Source organism: Methylocaldum sp., assembly GCF_035627495.1.
Taxonomy (GTDB): domain Bacteria; phylum Pseudomonadota; class Gammaproteobacteria; order Methylococcales; family Methylococcaceae; genus Methylocaldum.
The window spans coordinates 34,037-49,934 of the sequence record NZ_DASPLO010000217.1; the positions used below are offsets into that span (position 1 = coordinate 34,037).

The 15,898-nt window shown below is 57.7% G+C and carries 17 protein-coding genes and 1 other RNA gene; 16 read left to right on the plus strand and 2 right to left on the minus strand.

All coding sequences use genetic code 11. From position 1 onward, the window contains the following. Window positions 1-308: 308 nt before the first annotated feature. Complete coding sequence (locus VEB01_RS21565) at window positions 309-632, plus strand: H-NS histone family protein (RefSeq protein ID WP_324879124.1); 324 nt, start codon at window positions 309-311, stop codon at window positions 630-632. 142 nt (window positions 633-774) lie between these two features. Here the strand turns inward: VEB01_RS21565 and VEB01_RS21570 are convergent, their stop codons facing one another. Together VEB01_RS21570 and VEB01_RS21575 are read right to left on the minus strand one after the other, a co-directional pair. Beyond that, window positions 775-1,665: a carbon-nitrogen hydrolase gene (locus VEB01_RS21570; protein ID WP_324879126.1), complete on the minus strand. Its 891-nt coding sequence runs from the start codon at window positions 1,663-1,665 to the stop codon at window positions 775-777. A gap of 1 nt (window position 1,666) precedes the next feature. Further along, a complete protein-coding gene (locus tag VEB01_RS21575; RefSeq protein ID WP_324879128.1) occupies window positions 1,667-2,716 on the minus strand; it encodes an agmatine deiminase family protein in 1,050 nt (349 codons plus the stop codon). A gap of 211 nt (window positions 2,717-2,927) precedes the next feature. On the opposite strand from VEB01_RS21575, the gene VEB01_RS21580 reads away from it, so the two are divergent. The 15 genes from VEB01_RS21580 (at window position 2,928) to VEB01_RS21650 (ending at window position 15,753) form a co-directional block, all read left to right on the plus strand. Further along, window positions 2,928-5,159 (plus strand): heavy metal translocating P-type ATPase, encoded by a 2,232-nt coding sequence (locus VEB01_RS21580; protein ID WP_324879129.1) that lies wholly within the window; start codon window positions 2,928-2,930, stop codon window positions 5,157-5,159. 100 nt (window positions 5,160-5,259) lie between these two features. After that, complete coding sequence (locus VEB01_RS21585) at window positions 5,260-6,006, plus strand: YebC/PmpR family DNA-binding transcriptional regulator (protein ID WP_324879131.1); 747 nt, start codon at window positions 5,260-5,262, stop codon at window positions 6,004-6,006. 9 nt (window positions 6,007-6,015) lie between these two features. Next, window positions 6,016-6,522 carry a crossover junction endodeoxyribonuclease RuvC gene (ruvC, locus tag VEB01_RS21590; protein WP_324879132.1) on the plus strand — a complete coding sequence of 169 codons (507 nt, stop codon included), beginning with the start codon at window positions 6,016-6,018 and terminating at the stop codon, window positions 6,520-6,522. Then, window positions 6,519-7,115 carry a Holliday junction branch migration protein RuvA gene (ruvA, locus tag VEB01_RS21595; RefSeq protein ID WP_324879134.1) on the plus strand — a complete coding sequence of 199 codons (597 nt, stop codon included), beginning with the start codon at window positions 6,519-6,521 and terminating at the stop codon, window positions 7,113-7,115. The genes ruvC and ruvA overlap by 4 nt, the downstream gene beginning before the upstream one ends. A 12-nt stretch (window positions 7,116-7,127) precedes the next feature. Next, window positions 7,128-8,156, plus strand: coding sequence for a Holliday junction branch migration DNA helicase RuvB (ruvB, locus tag VEB01_RS21600; protein WP_324879136.1), 1,029 nt, complete (start codon window positions 7,128-7,130; stop codon window positions 8,154-8,156). After that, entirely contained in the window at window positions 8,157-8,582 is a 426-nt protein-coding gene (gene ybgC / locus VEB01_RS21605) for a tol-pal system-associated acyl-CoA thioesterase (protein ID WP_324879139.1), read from the plus strand. Continuing rightward, window positions 8,572-9,249 (plus strand): protein TolQ, encoded by a 678-nt coding sequence (gene tolQ / locus VEB01_RS21610; RefSeq protein WP_324879141.1) that lies wholly within the window; start codon window positions 8,572-8,574, stop codon window positions 9,247-9,249. Before ybgC ends, tolQ begins: the two co-directional genes overlap by 11 nt. Further along, the gene (gene tolR, locus VEB01_RS21615; RefSeq protein WP_324879143.1) at window positions 9,246-9,692 is read left to right on the plus strand and encodes a protein TolR; all 447 of its coding nucleotides are present in this window, start codon (window positions 9,246-9,248) and stop codon (window positions 9,690-9,692) included. Before tolQ ends, tolR begins: the two co-directional genes overlap by 4 nt. After that, on the plus strand, window positions 9,689-11,362 hold the full coding sequence (gene tolA, locus VEB01_RS21620) for a cell envelope integrity protein TolA (protein ID WP_324879145.1): 1,674 nt from the start codon (window positions 9,689-9,691) through the stop codon (window positions 11,360-11,362). The genes tolR and tolA overlap by 4 nt, the downstream gene beginning before the upstream one ends. A gap of 18 nt (window positions 11,363-11,380) precedes the next feature. Then, complete coding sequence (tolB, locus tag VEB01_RS21625; protein WP_324879147.1) at window positions 11,381-12,670, plus strand: Tol-Pal system beta propeller repeat protein TolB; 1,290 nt, start codon at window positions 11,381-11,383, stop codon at window positions 12,668-12,670. Between the two features lie 94 nt (window positions 12,671-12,764). Continuing rightward, window positions 12,765-13,352: a peptidoglycan-associated lipoprotein Pal gene (pal, locus tag VEB01_RS21630; protein WP_324879149.1), complete on the plus strand. Its 588-nt coding sequence runs from the start codon at window positions 12,765-12,767 to the stop codon at window positions 13,350-13,352. Window positions 13,353-13,357: 5 nt separating this feature from the next. Further along, window positions 13,358-14,206 carry a tol-pal system protein YbgF gene (gene ybgF / locus VEB01_RS21635; RefSeq protein ID WP_324879150.1) on the plus strand — a complete coding sequence of 283 codons (849 nt, stop codon included), beginning with the start codon at window positions 13,358-13,360 and terminating at the stop codon, window positions 14,204-14,206. Window positions 14,207-14,226: 20 nt separating this feature from the next. Then, window positions 14,227-14,868: a 7-carboxy-7-deazaguanine synthase QueE gene (gene queE / locus VEB01_RS21640; protein ID WP_324879151.1), complete on the plus strand. Its 642-nt coding sequence runs from the start codon at window positions 14,227-14,229 to the stop codon at window positions 14,866-14,868. 6 nt (window positions 14,869-14,874) lie between these two features. Then, window positions 14,875-15,546, plus strand: a complete 672-nt coding sequence (gene queC, locus VEB01_RS21645) for a 7-cyano-7-deazaguanine synthase QueC (protein ID WP_324879154.1) — start codon at window positions 14,875-14,877, stop codon at window positions 15,544-15,546. Window positions 15,547-15,677: 131 nt separating this feature from the next. Next, a non-coding RNA gene (locus tag VEB01_RS21650) (sX9 sRNA) lies at window positions 15,678-15,753 on the plus strand. The last annotated feature ends 145 nt before the right edge of the window (window positions 15,754-15,898 follow it).

Sequence of the window (15,898 nt, forward strand, 5' to 3'; positions counted from 1 at the left end):
GATTCGGATAGCTCATGTTTAACCCGAATGACAGCCTCGTTATTGGAGCTATGTCGCCGATGAATAGAAGGCACAAATGGCCAGAGCACCATGGAGGCAACCCTTATTCTTCGCAGAGGCTCGCTCTATAAACCTCTTAAGGGGACTGGGGCTGTAAGCCGCTGTTAAGCTTCGGCGAAAACTGTTTTTAGTACTCTCCACGAAAAGGAGAAATTATGAGCGATTCATTTTTTATGTTTTTTTAATATACTAATTAGGTCATCACAAGGTTAATCTATATCGCATCAATTTCTTAATAGAGGTAATCCATGAAGAGCAATTTAGCCGAACTCTCCGAAACCGAACTGGCGAACATGATTGAAAACGCGCAGAAGGCCTTGAAGGAAAAGAAGGAAAATAAGCGCAAGGAAGTCATGACTAAGATAAAGGAATTGGCCGCTTCGATCGGTGTCAATGTGGACATTACCGAAGGCACAAAAGCTTCCGGGAGAAAAGGCAGTAAAGTTCCAATTAAGTATCAAAACCCTAATAACTTGTCTCAAAAATGGACGGGGCGTGGTATGAAACCGAAATGGCTGCAAACGCTTATTGAGCAAGGTCATCGACTGGAAGACTTTGAAGTAAAGTCCTGATCGAACGCTGATAAGGTTCCCGGCCGGATCGCCGGGTTCCGCTGTAATTCCGTTATCAAGTAAAGGGGACTTTAAAGGATTTTGGTTTCCTCAAATTTAACCGTCTATCGGTTGCTTGCGCTGGATTTCGCGACGATCTTTGTTAGTCCAGATAACGTTTGGTTAGCCCGGCATAATCTTCGATCCGTCGGTCGCGAAGGTATGGCCATATGCGACGCACGTCTTCCGACCGGCGGCGGTTTATTTCGACCACTATAACCCGGTCTTCCTCCGCATTGGCGTGACAAAGAACCTCTCCTTGGGGACCGGCGACAAAACTGTTACCCCAGAACAGGATACCTTTGCTCTGATCGCTGGGATCAGGCTCATGCCCGATGCGATTGCAGGAGATAACTGGTAGGCCGTTGGCAACGGCGTGTGCCCGCTGAATGGTTATCCAGGCTTGCAGTTGCCTCTGCTGCTCGTCGGCGTCATCGTCCGGATTCCAGCCGATCGCAGTGGGATACAGCAACAAATCGGCGCCCGCAAGGGCCATTAACCGGGCCGCTTCCGGATACCATTGGTCCCAGCATACCAAGACCCCAAGTTTCCCCAATGAGGTTGTTATAGGTTTGAAACCGATATCTCCGGGAGTGAAATAAAACTTTTCGTAATACCCCGGATCGTCGGGTATATGCATTTTTCGGTACTTGCCCGCAAAGGTGCCATCTTTTTCCAGCACGACGGCGGTGTTGTGATAAAGCCCCGGAGCGCGGCGTTCAAATAGCGAGCCTACAATGATCACGCCAAGCTCCTTGGCGAGTGCTCCGAGGGTTTCCGTAGTGGGTCCCGGTATAGGCTCGGCCAAATCGAAGCGGCTGCAATCCTCCGTCTGGCAGAAGTAGGGGCCGAGATGGAGTTCCGGGAGCAGTACCAGTTCCGCCCCTCGAGCCGCGGCCTCTTTCACGCCTTCGATCGATGCATTCAGATTGGCGTTCTTGTCCGCGGAGCCGCAGGCTTGCTGTACCAGGCCGACTTTGAGCATCTGTGTCATATCAGGTTACTCGAACGGTTTTCGGAAACTGCATGGTCATGCAATGCAAACTGCCGTATTGCCGGATTAGCGGTATACAGGGTATACCGATGATTTCGCGGTCCGGAAAGCAATCCGCCAAACGCTCCAAAGCCTCGGAATCCGCCGGATCGTCATACACCGGAACCAAAACGGCTTCGTTGATGATCAGAAAATTGGCATAGGTCGCCGGCAATCGGTCGCCTTCCTCACTGTAAATCGGTTTCGGAATATTTAAAGGAATCAAGCGATAAGGTTGACCGGTAGACGTGAGAAAGGTTCTCAGTTGGTTCTCCATCGCGTTGAACTCTCCGTATAACGAATCGTTCGAATTGTCGCAGGCCGTGTAAGCGATGGTGTCGGGCGAACAGAAACGGGCCAGGGTGTCGATGTGGGCATCCGTATCATCGCCCTCCGCGTAGCCGTGATCGAGCCAAAGGATGCGACGGGCGCCCAGGCTGGTCTTCAGCCGGTTTTCGATTTGTTCGCGTGTCAGTTCCGAGTTGCGGTTAGGATTGAACAGGCAGCGGCCGGTTGTCATGATCGTGCCTTCGCCATCCGATTCCACGCTGCCGCCCTCCAATATGAAGTCGACTCGATTTATCGGGGTATCTCCCAGCAATCCGGTCGTGTAAAGCCGCTGGGCCAATTGGGCGTCCGCCTCGTGCGGATACTTTCCGCCCCAGCCGTTGAAGCGGAAGTCGATGAGCTTCGCGCTCTGTTCGTTTGCGAGCGTGAGCGGGGCCGTATCCCGGACCCATACGTCGTCGTAAGGCATTTGAGCGAACCGAACTCGGCCGAGATTCGCGGCACAAGCCGTCAGCCTTTGACGGATGTGCTTTTGATGGACATCATCTTGGCAAACGATGATCACTGTTTCCCGCCGGCTGATTTCGAGCGCAATCAGGTCGTACGTTTCTTCAACCGCATTTAGCCACCGGTTGAAGTCGCCTTTGGAATACGGCCACGCGATCAAAACGGCCGATTGCTCTGCCCATTCGGGCGCTAAGACGGATAAAAGTGATGATGTCACGGTCTGATATCGGTTCCGGAAAAACCCATTATTGTATCGTAAAACACCGGCAGTAGCGGGGACGCTTGGTTTGGTATACGTTAACCGGAAATGAAGCAAGGCCCCGTTCATGTTTGGGCCGCACCTCCGCTCAACGGCCGATAAAATGATGCTGGCATATCCGTCGAAAGGGTATTAACCCCGCATAAGACTTTTTCTCAGAGAGACCGCTATGACGTCGACGCTTTATCCCGAACCGAAAATCACCCGACTTTCCGTCTCCGGCATGCGTTGCGCCGGGTGTGTCGAAGCCGTCGAGACTGCGCTGCGCTCGGTGCCCAATGTTTTTTCGGCCGATGTCAATTTTGCGGATCATTCCGCTTCGGTGCGCGGGAATGCGGACCCGGAAGCCTTGCGCAAGGCCGTGCAGGATGCGGGTTACGATGCGGCGGTGATGGAAGGGCTGGAAGACCCGGCCGAGCAGGAAGCTTTGGAAGTCGCCCGTTACCATGCGCTGCTCAACAAGGCCGGCGTCGCCGCAGGGGTTGGTGTGCCTTTGATGTTGGCGGAGCATCTGGGGTGGTTTCCCATGCTGGGAACGCCGGCCGCCGGTGGATTGTGGTTGCTGGTCTCTTTGGTCACGCTGTGGGTTTTGTACTTTTCGGGCGGTCATTTTTTCAAAGGGGCGATTAAGAGTTTGCGGCATCGTCAAGCCAACATGGACACCCTGATCGCCCTTGGCACCGGCGCGGCCTGGTTCTACTCCACCATGGCCATCTTCTTCTCCGGCAGCCTGCCGATGCCGGCGCGACACGCCTATTTCGAAGCGGCGACGATCATTCTGGCGTTTATCAATCTGGGGAGCGCTCTGGAAATGCGCGCCCGCGGCAAGACGTCATCCGCAATCCGGCAGTTGATCGGACTTCAGCCGAGGACGGCGCGCGTCTTGAGAAACGGTCAGGAGATCGATGTTCCGATTGCAGAGGTGGGCTTGGATGAAACCTTGCGCGTGAGGCCGGGAGAAAAAATTCCGGTGGACGGCGTGGTCATCGAAGGTCATTCCAGCGTGGACGAATCGATGCTCACCGGCGAGCCCATGCCGGTCGAGAAAGCTGTAGGGGGCGAGATCGTCGCCGGCACCCTCAACCAGTCGGGAACGCTGCTGTTCAAGGCAACCCGCATCGGTCGCGACACGGTGTTGGCCCAAATCATCGCCAGCGTTCGAAGGGCGCAGGCGAGCAAGCCGGAAATCGCCCGGCTCGTGGATCGCGTTTCGGCCGTATTCGTGCCGGTGGTGGTGTCGGTTTCGCTGCTGACCTTCCTGGTTTGGTGGGCGGCCGGCCCGTCGCCGGCCCTCGGTTACGCGTTCGTCACGGCCATGACGGTGCTGGTTATCGCTTGTCCCTGCGCCTTGGGACTGGCTACTCCGATATCCATCATGGTGGCGGTCGGGAAGGCGGCGCAAAAAGGCATACTCATCCGTAACGGCGACGCGCTTCAAACGGCCGGGAAACTGAGCTGCATCGTGCTCGACAAAACCGGAACGGTAACGGAGGGCAAGCCACGGCTGGTAAAGGTCGAGACAGGGCAAAGCTGGACCGAAGAGCAAGTATTGCGGTGGGCGGCGAGTCTCGAAGCAGGGTCCGAGCATCCACTGGCGACAGCCATTCTGACGGCGGTCAGCGAGAAAAATAGCGAGCTCTTTTCGGTTACGGGGTTTGCGGCAGTTGCCGGTCACGGGGTCTCGGGCCTCATTGAGAACCGGGCCGTACTGCTGGGCAACTTGTCCCTTATGACCGAGCAAGGGATAGATTGCGGCCATTTCGCCGAGCGCTTGATCGAACTGGCCGGTGAGGGGCAGACACCCATTTTGCTGGCGGTCGATAGAGTCGTGGTCGGGCTGCTTTCGGTGGCCGATCCGATCAAGGCGGATTCCAGGCAGGCTGTGTCGAAATTGCGCTCCATGGGCGTGCGGGTGCTTATGGTGACGGGCGACAACGAGGTCACGGCCAAAGCGATTGCCGCCGAGGCTGGTATTGGCGAGGTGCGCGCGCAGGTTCTACCTCAGGACAAGGCCGCTGTGGTGAAAGCCTTGCAGGATGCCGGGGAAATCGTCGGCATGGTGGGTGACGGGATCAACGATGCGCCGGCTTTGGCCCAGTCCAATGTGGGTTTGGCGATTGGTACCGGTACCGATATCGCCATAGAAAGCGGCGATGTGGTCATCATGGGCGGATCGCTGCTCAAGGTAGCCGAGGCTATGGAGCTGTCGCGGGCGACGGTGCGCAACATCAAGCAGAACCTTTTCGGAGCTTTTATCTACAACACGCTCGCGATTCCGATTGCTGCCGGTTTTCTTTATCCGCCGTTCGGAATCCTGCTCAACCCCATGATTGCCGGCGCGGCTATGGCCATGTCTTCGGTAACCGTGGTGAGCAATGCCAACCGCTTGCGGTATTTTTAACAGACGGAGTCCGCCCGTGAGCAAACTCTTCTGTAGCAAAAATGATAAAATTCTCTGATTTTTCGGCACGTTTTTGGCTGAAGCGGAGGTAAGTTACTGCATGGCAGGTCATAGTAAGTGGGCCAACATCCAGCACCGGAAGGGCGCTCAGGACGCCAAACGGGGCAAGCTCTTCACCAAGTTGATTCGGGAGATCACCGTATCGGCCCGCAACGGCGGGGGCGATCCCACCAATAATCCGCGCTTGAGGGCGGCAATGGACAAGGCTCTTTCCGCGAATATGTCCAAGGACACCATCGAACGGGCCATCAAGAAGGGCACGGGTGCTGCGGATGGCGATAATTACGAGGAAGTGCGCTATGAGGGTTATGGTCTCGGCGGTATCGCGGTGATGGTGGATTGCCTTACCGACAACCGTAACCGCACGGTTTCGGAGGTGCGTCATGCCTTCACCAAGTCGGGTGGCAATCTGGGTACCGACGGCTCTGTGGCCTATTTGTTCACCAAGACCGGAATCATTAGTTACCCCGCAGGGATTGACGAGGACCGGGTGATGGAAGCAGCGCTCGAAGCCGGCGCGGACGATGTCATCAGCAACGGCGACGGTTCTGTCGACGTGCTGGTCGGTCCGGACCAGTTCGAAGCCGTTCGGGACACCCTCGTGAAAGCCGGACTCGCGCCGGAGAGCGCCGAGGTGACCATGCGCGCCAGCATCAGCGTGGCGCTGGATAAGGACGATGCGGAAAAGATGATCCGTCTGCTGGAGCGGCTGGAAGATTTGGACGACGTGCAAAATGTTTATTCCAACGCCGACATCAGCGAGGACATCCTCGCCCAGATCGGTTAAAGAGGCGATGTGACAGTCGTTCTAGGATTGGACCCCGGCTCGCGGTGTACCGGTTACGGCATCATTCGCGATGGCGACAAGGGCCCGGCATTGATTGCCTACGGGTGTATCCGTACGGAAACAGATCGTTTTCCCGAGCGCTTAAAGCAAATATATGACGGGGTCTATAAAATCGCGCTTGAATACCGGCCCGACGAACTGGCCATCGAGCAAGTGTTCATGCAAAAGAATGCCGATTCGGCATTGAAGCTGGGACAGGCCAGGGGCGCTGCCATCTGCGGCGGTCTTGCGGCGGATTTGCCGGTTTATGAGTATGCCGCGCGGCAGGTAAAGCAGGCCTTGGTCGGCAAGGGGAGCGCGGACAAGCTCCAAGTCCAGCATATGGTGCGTTTCCTCCTCAAGTTTTCCTCGCCGCTGCAATTGGATGCTAGTGACGCCCTAGGCGTGGCCTTGTGTCATATTCACCATCGGCAGACCTTGCGGCGTTTGCAACTGGCCGGAGTGGTGGTGCGATGATCGGATTTCTACGCGGTTTGGTGGTCGCCAAAAAACCGCCTTCTCTTTTGTTGGATGTGCGCGGGGTGGGGTACGAGGTCGATGCGCCGATGTCGACTTTCTACAAGCTGCCGGATATCGGCGAAGAGGTGATGCTGTACACCCATCTGGCAATCCGCGAGGATGCCCACAACCTGTTCGGCTTTGTGTCCGAGGCGGAGCGCGCCTTGTTTCGCAGTTTGATTCGCGTCAGCGGAGTCGGTGCGAAGCTGGCCCTGGCCATTCTGTCCGGCCTAAGCGCCGAAGAGTTTCACCGTTGCGTGGAGGCTCAAGACGCCGCGCGTCTGGTGCGTTTGCCCGGGGTCGGCAAGAAAACCGCGGAACGGCTGATCATCGAGATGCGGGACCGCTTGCCCGAGCTTCCCACCGTCCATCTGCCGGGAGCCGGGACACTGCCGGCACCGGCGGCGAGTCCGGTGGAGGACGCGGTCAGCGCACTGATCGCGCTAGGCTTCAAGCCGCAAGATGCGAGCAATCTGGTTCGAGGTCTTCCGTCCGAGGGAAGGACCAGCGAAGACCTTATACGGTCGGCTTTGCAGTCGGCCGCCAAATAGAGATTTACGACGATGCCGACCAACCGCCTGATCAGTGCGAGCGGGAGTCACGAAGAAGACGCCGTCGACCGCGCCATCCGCCCGCGTCGCCTGGAAGACTACATCGGCCAAGCGGCCATGCGCGAGCAGATGGCGATTTTCATCCAAGCGGCCCGCGCGCGGCGCGAAGCCTTGGATCACGTTTTGATTTTCGGACCGCCGGGACTCGGCAAGACCACCCTCGCCAACATCATCGCCAACGAGATGGGTGTCAGCATACGCCAGACTTCGGGGCCGGTTTTGGAGAAGGCGGGCGATGTGGCGGCATTGCTCACCAATCTGGAGCCGCGGGACGTTCTGTTCATCGACGAAATCCATCGCTTGAGCCCCATGGTGGAGGAGGTTCTCTACCCGGCGATGGAGGACTACCAGATCGACATCATGATCGGCGAAGGGCCGGCCGCGCGTTCGATCAAGCTGGACATCCCGCCGTTTACCTTGGTAGGCGCGACCACCCGCGCCGGTCTCCTGACTTCGCCCTTGCGGGATCGATTCGGGATCGTCCACCGTCTCGAATTTTACACGCCCGAGGAATTGGCCCAAATCGTCGGTCGCTCGGCGAAAATCCTCGGGGTCGAAATGAGCACCGAAGGCGCTCAGGAAATCGCGCGCCGGTCGCGCGGGACGCCTCGTATTGCCAACCGGCTTTTGCGGCGGGTTCGGGACTTCGCCGAAGTCATGGCGGACGGCCGGGTGACTGTCGAAGTGGCCGGCAATGCGCTGGAAATGCTAAACGTCGACCGCAACGGCTTCGACCAGCTAGACCGGAAGCTGCTGCGCACGATGATCGAGAAATTCGAAGGCGGTCCGGTGGGGCTCGACAATATCGCCGCCGCGATCAGCGAAGAACGGGGCACCATCGAGGACGTTCTGGAGCCTTACCTGATCCAGCAAGGCTTTATCATGCGCACGCCGCGGGGGCGGGTTGCGACGCGCACCGCTTATCTTCATTTCGGCTTGGAGCCGCCGAAAGCGCTCAATGTGAACGAGGAGCTTTTCTAATTGCTTGATGTCTCCGAAAAAAGCAGGTTTCGCTGGCCGATCCGCGTGTATTACGAGGATACCGATGCCGGCGGCGTGGTTTATCACGCCAGCTACCTAAGGTTTTTCGAGCGCGCCAGGACTGAGTTTCTCCGGGCGCTGGGTTTCGAGCAAGACGAGCTCCGCTGCCAGTACGGCATTCTGTTCGCGGTTCGATCGATGCAGATCGAATATGTGAAAGCGGTCCGGTTCAACGATGCTCTCTCGGTGTCGGCCGAAGTGGAGCAATTGAAGTCGGCGAGCCTGAATTTCAAGCAGCTGGCGACACGGCAGGACAATGAACTCGTGTGCGAGGCGCGGGTGCGCGTCGTTTGTCTTGCCGCCGAATCCTTCCGGCCCACGGCCATTCCTGATTTTTTATTGCAACGGTTAAAACATGACCTCTGAACTCTCCATATTTAAGTTAATCACCGAAGCGAGCCTGGTGGTCCAGATCGTGATGTTCATTCTCGTTCTGGCGTCCATCGTTTCGTGGACCTTTATTTTCTCAAAATACAAGGAAATCAAGCGCGCCGAGGAGACTTCGGAGGAGTTCGAAGAACGCTTCTGGTCGGGCATCGACCTTGCCGATCTTTACCGGCAACTGGCCAAGGAGGATCACGCGACCGAAGCGCTCGAAAATATCTTCATGGCCGGATTCAAAGAGTTCGCAAGACTCCGGCAACAGCCGAACATCGGTCCCGACGCCGTCATGGAAGGCGCGCAGCGGGTGATGCGCGTGGCTTTGAACCGTGAGTTGGAGAGTCTGGACGAACGATTGCCTTTTCTTGCCACGGTCGGTTCCACGAGCCCCTACGTCGGACTGTTCGGCACCGTATGGGGCATCATGAACTCGTTCCGGTCGCTCGGCAGCGTGAAGCAAGCGACCTTGGCCATGGTGGCGCCAGGCATCTCCGAAGCGCTGGTTGCGACAGCCATGGGCCTGTTTGCCGCGATTCCGGCGGTAATGGCCTACAACCGGTATTCGACCGAAATAGGCCGGCTGGCCAATCGTTACGAGGCGTTTACTGAAGAGTTTCTGAGCTTACTGCATCGCCAGGCGCACGCAAAATGAACGTATCATCCGGGAGAGGCGGGCGCGGCAACCGCCGCAGGCCCATGGCCGAAATCAACGTCGTTCCTTATATCGACGTGTCCTTGGTGCTGTTGATCATTTTCATGGTTACGGCGCCGCTGCTTCAAACCGGAGTCGACGTGGATCTACCCCAGGCCGAGGCCAGAACTGTCGATCCGCAGCAGGATTTGCCCATCATCGTGTCGATCAATGCGGAGGGGCGGTTGTTCGTGGATGCCGGGAATCAGGAGGATATCGAAGTCGATTCCGACGAGCTGACGGCCAAGGTCACGGAAGCCCTCCAGAAAAAGCCGGGGCTCGCGGTCTTGATTCGAGGCGACAAGATGGTGGATTACGGCAAGGTCGTCATGGTCATGGCCTCACTCAAAAACGCGGGTGTCCCGAGCGTCGGTTTGATGACCGGTCCGGCCGAAGACGAATGAATCATTCCGATTCTAAACGCTATCGCGGTCCGATCGGGCTGTCGCTGGCGCTACACGCCATTCTGATTCTCCTTTTTACGGTTCAGTTCGACTCCGTCACGCCGGTTGAGCAGCCGCCACAGCCTGAAATCATTCAGGCGACTGCGGTCGACGAAACCCAGATCGAGCGGGTTCAGCAAACCAGGCAGCGCGAAGCGCAGACACGGAGGGAAGAGCTTGACAACCAGCGCCAGGCCGAAATCCAGCAGAAAAAGCTGGAGGAGGAAAGGCGTGTCCAGGAGATAGCCGAACGCCGCAAGCAGGACGAAGAGGCCAAGCGGCAAGCCGAACTGGAAGCTCAGCGTAAGGTCGAGGCGGAGGAAAGAAAGCGCCAGGAGGAAGCCAAACACCTCGCCGACCAAAAGCGCAAAGCCGAAGAATCCAAGCAAGCCGAATTGGAAGCCCGGCGTAAGGCGGAAGAGCAGGCGTTGCGCAAAGCTGAAACCGAGGCGAAAAAACGCCAGGAAGAAGAGCGCCGTCAGGCCGAGCTTGAAGCCAAGCGCCAGGCCGAAGAAGACGCGAAACGCAAGGCCGAGACCGAAGCCAAGCGCAAGGCGGAACTCGAGGCCAGGCACAAAGCTGAAGCCGAAGCAAAGCGGAAAGTCGAGGCCGAAGCCCAGGCGAAGCGAAAAGCCGAACTAGAGGCCGAGCAAAAAGCTGAGGAAGAGGCCCGGAAGAAAGCCGAAACGGAGGCCAAGCTCAAGACCGAGGAAGACGCCCGCCGCAAAGCCGAAGCCGAGGCGAAGCGGAAGGCCGAGGCCGAAGCCCAGGCCAAGCGTCAAGCGAACATCGAGGCAAAACAGAAAGCCGAGGAAGCCAAAGAAAGAGCGGAGGCTGAAGCTAAACGTCAGGCCGAACAGGAAGCGCGCCGGAAACTCGAAGCCGAAGCCAAGAAGCGTGAAGACGAGCAACGCCACGCGGCCGAACTCGAAGCCAAGCGTAAAGCCGAATTGGAGGCCAAGCGCAAAGCGGAGGCTGAGGCGAAACAGAAAGCCGAGGCGGAAGCCAAACGCAAGGCCGAACTTGAGGCGAAGCAAAAAGCCGAGGAAGACGCCAGAAAGAAAGCTGAGGCTGAAGCGAAGCGGAAAGCCGAGGCGAAGCGTCAAGCGGAAGAGGACGCTAAGCGCAAAGCCGAGGCGGAAGCGAAACGAAAGGCCGAAGACGAGGCTCGACGTAAGGCGGAATTAGAGTCCAAGCTCAAGGCCGAGGAGGACGCCCGACGTAAAGCCGAAGCCGAGGCGAAACGGAAGGCAGCTGAAGAGGCCCGTCGTCAGCAGGAGGAGCGCGAACTGGCGTTGCGCGAACAGATCGAGGAGGAAAATCGTGCCGCCATGGCACAGCAGGCTCAGAAAGCGGCGAGCGACTGGGCAAACATGTACATCAAGCCGAAAGTCACGCGGTCGTGGCTCCGTCCACCCTCCGCGAAAAGCGGCCTCTCCTGTATAATTCAAGTCCGCTTGCTGCCCGGTGGCGAGGTGGCGGATGTGCAGGTGGTTAGCGGTAGCGGCGACCCCACTTTCGATCGATCCGCCGAGGCGGCCGTCCGCAAAGCTTCGCCCTTGCCTTGGCCGTCTGACCCAAAGGTGGCGGAACAGCTTCGATCATTTAAGTTCACATTCAAGCCCGAATAATCCTTGTCCAGGTGTTTGATGAATAAACGATTTCGCAGCGTTGTCTTTTTGAGTGCTTTTCTCATTTTCTTCAGCGGTTGGGCGCGTTCCGAATTAAACGTGCAAATTACTCAGGGCGTCGAAGGCGCCATGCCGATCGCAGTGGTGCCTTTCGGTCAGCAGATGTTGCCAGGCGACAATATCGGCAGCATCGTCGCCGCCGATTTGGCGCGCAGCGGCCGCTTCAAAACGTTGCCGGAGAGCGAAATGCTGGAAACGCCGACGGCGCCCGAGCAAGTCAGGTTCCGGACTTGGCAAGCTTTGGGACAGGATCATTTAGTCATCGGGCGGGTACAGCCGGGTGCCGGCAGCCAGTACGAAGCCGAATTTTTTCTGTACGACGTGATTAAAGGCGCGCTGCTGACCAGCGCCAAAATCCCGTTCAATGCGCCGGAGACGCGGCGTACCGCGCACCGAATTGCCGACATCATTTATCAGCAATTGACCGGCGAGCCCGGCGCCTTTGCGACCCGCGTGGCGTACGTGACGGTGGCGGGCGACGGCCCCCGCGGGCGGCAGTATCGTCTGCAAATCGCCGATACCGACGGGTATAACCCGCAAACGATCATCAGTTCGGTCGAACCGATCATGTCCCCGGCCTGGTCGCCGGACGGCAAGCGCATCGCTTATGTATCGTTCGAGAACAAGACCTCGGCCATTTTCATTCAAGCCCTCGCCACCGGCGAGCGCCAGAAAGTGTCCGACACACCCGGCATCAATGGAGCGCCGGCTTGGTCTCCGGACGGCTCTCAGCTGGCGCTGACCTTGTCCAAGGACGGCAACCCGGATGTTTATGTGATGAATTTGGCCTCTCGCTCGTTGCGCCGAGTAACGGATCATATCGGCATCGACACCGAGCCGAACTGGTCGCGGGACGGAGGAAGTATCGTGTTTACGTCGGATCGCGGCGGCAAGGCGCAGCTGTATATCGTGTCGTCCTCCGGCGGATCGGCACAGCGTCTGACCTATGAGGGCGAGTACAACGCTCGCGGCGTGTTCTCGCCCGACGGGCGCAGCATCGCGATGGTCCACGGCAACGGCGGCGACTACCGGATCGCCGTGATGGATATGCAGACTAGAGCGCTGCGCGTCCTGACCAAAGGGCGTCTGGACGAGTCGCCGGGTTTCGCGCCTAACGGCAGCATGATTCTTTACGCCTCCAAGAGCGGCGGAGTAGGACAGTTGGCGGCCGTTTCCGTCGACGGCAAGGTTCAGCAAAGCCTTCGTATCGACAGCGGGCAGGTACGCGAGCCGGCGTGGTCCCCGTAAAGGGCTGGATGAGGAGCGGGTTTGGCGCGAAGCGAAGGCCAGAGAATTACAATAATCAACGGGTTTGATCAATTCTTGTCAATAAGGAAAACACATGAAACTTCTCAAGACTGCATTAGTCGTCTCTATGATATCTCTTGCCCTGAGCGGCTGTAGCTCCAAGGGCGGTGTGCAAGGCGAGGGCGGTGCCGATGCCGGCATGGAAGGCAGTGCCGGAGGCCCGCAGATCAGCAAATATGGTGAAGGCGCGGATAGCGGCGCATACGGCGGCGGTGCCGGTGGCGCCGGTTACGGTGCAGGCGTCGGGGGTACGGGCGATCCGATGTTGGACGATCCGTCCAGCCCGCTGTCAAAACGAGTGATCTACTTCATGTACGATAGCTATGAAGTGCTGCCGGAGTATCAGCAAGTCGTCACTGCCCATGCGAATTATTTGGCTTCCCATCCGGAGCGTAGCGCCGTCTTGGAAGGCCATGCCGACGAAAGGGGTTCTCCGGAGTACAACATCGCGTTGGGCGAGCAGCGGGCCAAGGCCGTGGCCAAGATGATGCAATTGCAGGGCTCGTCCGACGGCCAGGTACAGGTGGTCAGCTTCGGCGAGGAAAAGCCCTCCGTGTCTGGCCATGACGAATCGTCCTGGGAGCAGAACCGCCGGGTGGAAATTTCCTATTCGGGACGCTAACCGATATGCATCTTAAAAAGCCGGTTTTTACATTGTTGTTCCTGGGATCATTACATGGGACGGTTTCCTGTGCCCAGCAATACGATCAGAGGTACGATCGAACTTACGATCAAAATCAAACCGGCTACGGGGTGGCTACCCTTGAGGAGCGCGTCTCCCAGTTGGAGAAACGTCTCTCGGGGAGCACCTTGATGGAGATGTTTAATCGGATGGAGCAGTTGCAGGCTGAAGTGCTTAAGCTCCGCGGGGAAATGGAAGAACTTTCCCATCGGCTCGAAGGCGCCCAAAAGCAGCAACGGGATATGTATACGGACTTGGATCAGCGGATACAGCAGTTATCTGCCGGCAGTTCCGGAGCACTGCAGGCGCCTGCCGACCAGTCCGCTTCATCCGATGCCAATGTAACGGCTCCCGCAGTACCGTCGACGCCGCCGGCGCAAGCTCCCGCGCCAGTGGCAGCCGATTCCGGAAATCGCCAGGCGGTATATCAAAAAGCATTCAGCACTTTGAAAGAAGGAAAGTATCCGGAAGCGATCAAGGAATTCAAAGGCTTCATCGCGACCTATCCGACCGGCGAATACGCCGATAACGCGCATTACTGGCTTGCGGAAGCGTATTACGTTAACCGCGATTTCAATGCATCGCGCGACACGTTCCGGAAAGTCATCAAGGACTTCCCGCAAAGCGGCAAAGTGCCGGACGCCCTGCTGAAACTGGGTTTCATCGAATACGAAACCGGCCAGAAGGCGAATGCGAAGGAATTGCTGACCGAAGTCGTCAAGCGCTATCCCGACACCAGCGCCGCAAAGATGGCGGAGAAACGGCTGGACAGAATGCGGCAAGAGAACCGCTGATTTTTTGCAACGCCTGATCTGTGGATCAAATCCGAATTACCGAAATCTTCTATTCCCTGCAAGGCGAGTCCCGCACCGTGGGGTTGCCGACAGTCTTCGTCCGTCTGACGGGGTGCCCGTTGCGTTGCGTGTATTGCGACACGGCTTACGCATTCAGCGGCGGGCACAAAATGTCCATAAGCGAGATTGTGGATGAAGTCCGGTCGTACGATTCCCGCTATGTAACCGTTACGGGCGGCGAGCCCTTGGCGCAGCGCGGGTGCCTCGGCTTGTTGGATGCTCTGGTGGCGGAAAGCTATGAGGTTTCGCTGGAAACCAGCGGCGCCCTGGATGTGTCGGAAGTTAATCCGGAAGTCGTCAAAGTCCTGGATCTCAAGACGCCATCATCGGGTGAGGAATCCAAGAATCGCTACGAGAACCTGGAATTTCTCGATCAAAAGGATCAGCTCAAGTTCGTGATCATGAATGAGGCCGATTACCAGTGGGCCAAGGCCAGGATGGAGGAGCTCGGTTTGTCGGACCGCTGCGAAGTGCTCTTCTCGCCGGCTATGGGCACGCAAAATCCTACGGAACTTGCCGAGAAGATCTTGCGCGACCGTTTGCCCGTTCGCTTTCAAGTACAGCTACACAAGATTCTCTGGGGCGATACACCCGGGAGATAAGGATCAATGAAAAAAGCAGTTATTTTGCTCTCCGGCGGGCTCGATTCGGCGACCACGCTGGCTATCGCGAGGTCGCAAGGATATGAGTGTTACGCCCTAAGCTTCGATTATGGTCAGCGGCATAGCGCGGAACTCGATGCGGCTTGCCGTGTAGCGCAGAACTGCGGCGCAATCGAGCACAAGATTATTCGAATAGGTCTCGGCGAGTTCGGCGGCTCCGCGCTTACCGACACCCGCATCGCCGTGCCTGATAGCCCGCAAGAAGGCATTCCGGTCACCTATGTGCCCGCACGGAATACGGTTTTTCTCGCATTCGCCCTCGGGTGGGCGGAAGTGTTGGGCAGCGTAGACATTTTCATAGGCGTGAACGCCGTCGACTATTCCGGTTATCCCGATTGCCGGCCGGAATATATCGAGGCTTTCGAGCGTCTGGCGGACCTGGCGACTAAGGCCGGTGTCGAGGGTAGTCAGTTTAAGGTACATGCGCCGTTAATCACACTTAAAAAGGCTGAGATCATCCGCATCGGGACAGATTTGGGCGTCGATTATGCCCTCACGGTGTCATGTTATTCGGCTGATGACGAGGGGCGGGCCTGCGGCTCGTGCGACTCGTGTAGATTCCGGAAAACCGGCTTCGCCGAAGCCGGTGTTGGGGACCCGACGCGCTACAAGTCCTAAGAACCTCTTTGCAAAACTACTGCGCGACCGTGATCCGGAGTCGGGCGGTGCTCGGACAAATCCGCCGGGAGCGGATTTGGGCGCGAAGCGCCGCGGAGCGGTGAAACACAGGAGGTGTTTCATCACTCCTCATGTACCCCATGTACACTCCGGGTCCTCCGCTCCGGCCGCCTCCGCCTGACGGCCGCTCGCAACGTTTTGCAAAGAGGTCCTAGTGTCCTGTCCCATTAATTCGCTGACATAATCATTGAAGTTTGGCCAGGATGGAATCCGCCGTGGCGGTCCAGACGAAGGGTCGGCAGGACTGGTTGTAATGGGAGATGAAGTGGTCGATCTTGTTGACCAGATCCCG

Coding starts and splice junctions, on each gene's coding strand:
- VEB01_RS21565 (WP_324879124.1), top strand. CDS start 309: ATGAAGAGCAATTTAGCCGAACTCTCCGAAACCGAACTGGCGAACATG.
- VEB01_RS21570 (WP_324879126.1), bottom strand. CDS start 1,665: ATGACACAGATGCTCAAAGTCGGCCTGGTACAGCAAGCCTGCGGCTCC.
- VEB01_RS21580 (WP_324879129.1), top strand. CDS start 2,928: ATGACGTCGACGCTTTATCCCGAACCGAAAATCACCCGACTTTCCGTC.
- VEB01_RS21585 (WP_324879131.1), top strand. CDS start 5,260: ATGGCAGGTCATAGTAAGTGGGCCAACATCCAGCACCGGAAGGGCGCT.
- ruvA (WP_324879134.1), top strand. CDS start 6,519: ATGATCGGATTTCTACGCGGTTTGGTGGTCGCCAAAAAACCGCCTTCT.
- ruvB (WP_324879136.1), top strand. CDS start 7,128: ATGCCGACCAACCGCCTGATCAGTGCGAGCGGGAGTCACGAAGAAGAC.
- tolQ (WP_324879141.1), top strand. CDS start 8,572: ATGACCTCTGAACTCTCCATATTTAAGTTAATCACCGAAGCGAGCCTG.
- tolR (WP_324879143.1), top strand. CDS start 9,246: ATGAACGTATCATCCGGGAGAGGCGGGCGCGGCAACCGCCGCAGGCCC.
- tolA (WP_324879145.1), top strand. CDS start 9,689: ATGAATCATTCCGATTCTAAACGCTATCGCGGTCCGATCGGGCTGTCG.
- tolB (WP_324879147.1), top strand. CDS start 11,381: ATGAATAAACGATTTCGCAGCGTTGTCTTTTTGAGTGCTTTTCTCATT.
- pal (WP_324879149.1), top strand. CDS start 12,765: ATGAAACTTCTCAAGACTGCATTAGTCGTCTCTATGATATCTCTTGCC.
- ybgF (WP_324879150.1), top strand. CDS start 13,358: ATGCATCTTAAAAAGCCGGTTTTTACATTGTTGTTCCTGGGATCATTA.
- queC (WP_324879154.1), top strand. CDS start 14,875: ATGAAAAAAGCAGTTATTTTGCTCTCCGGCGGGCTCGATTCGGCGACC.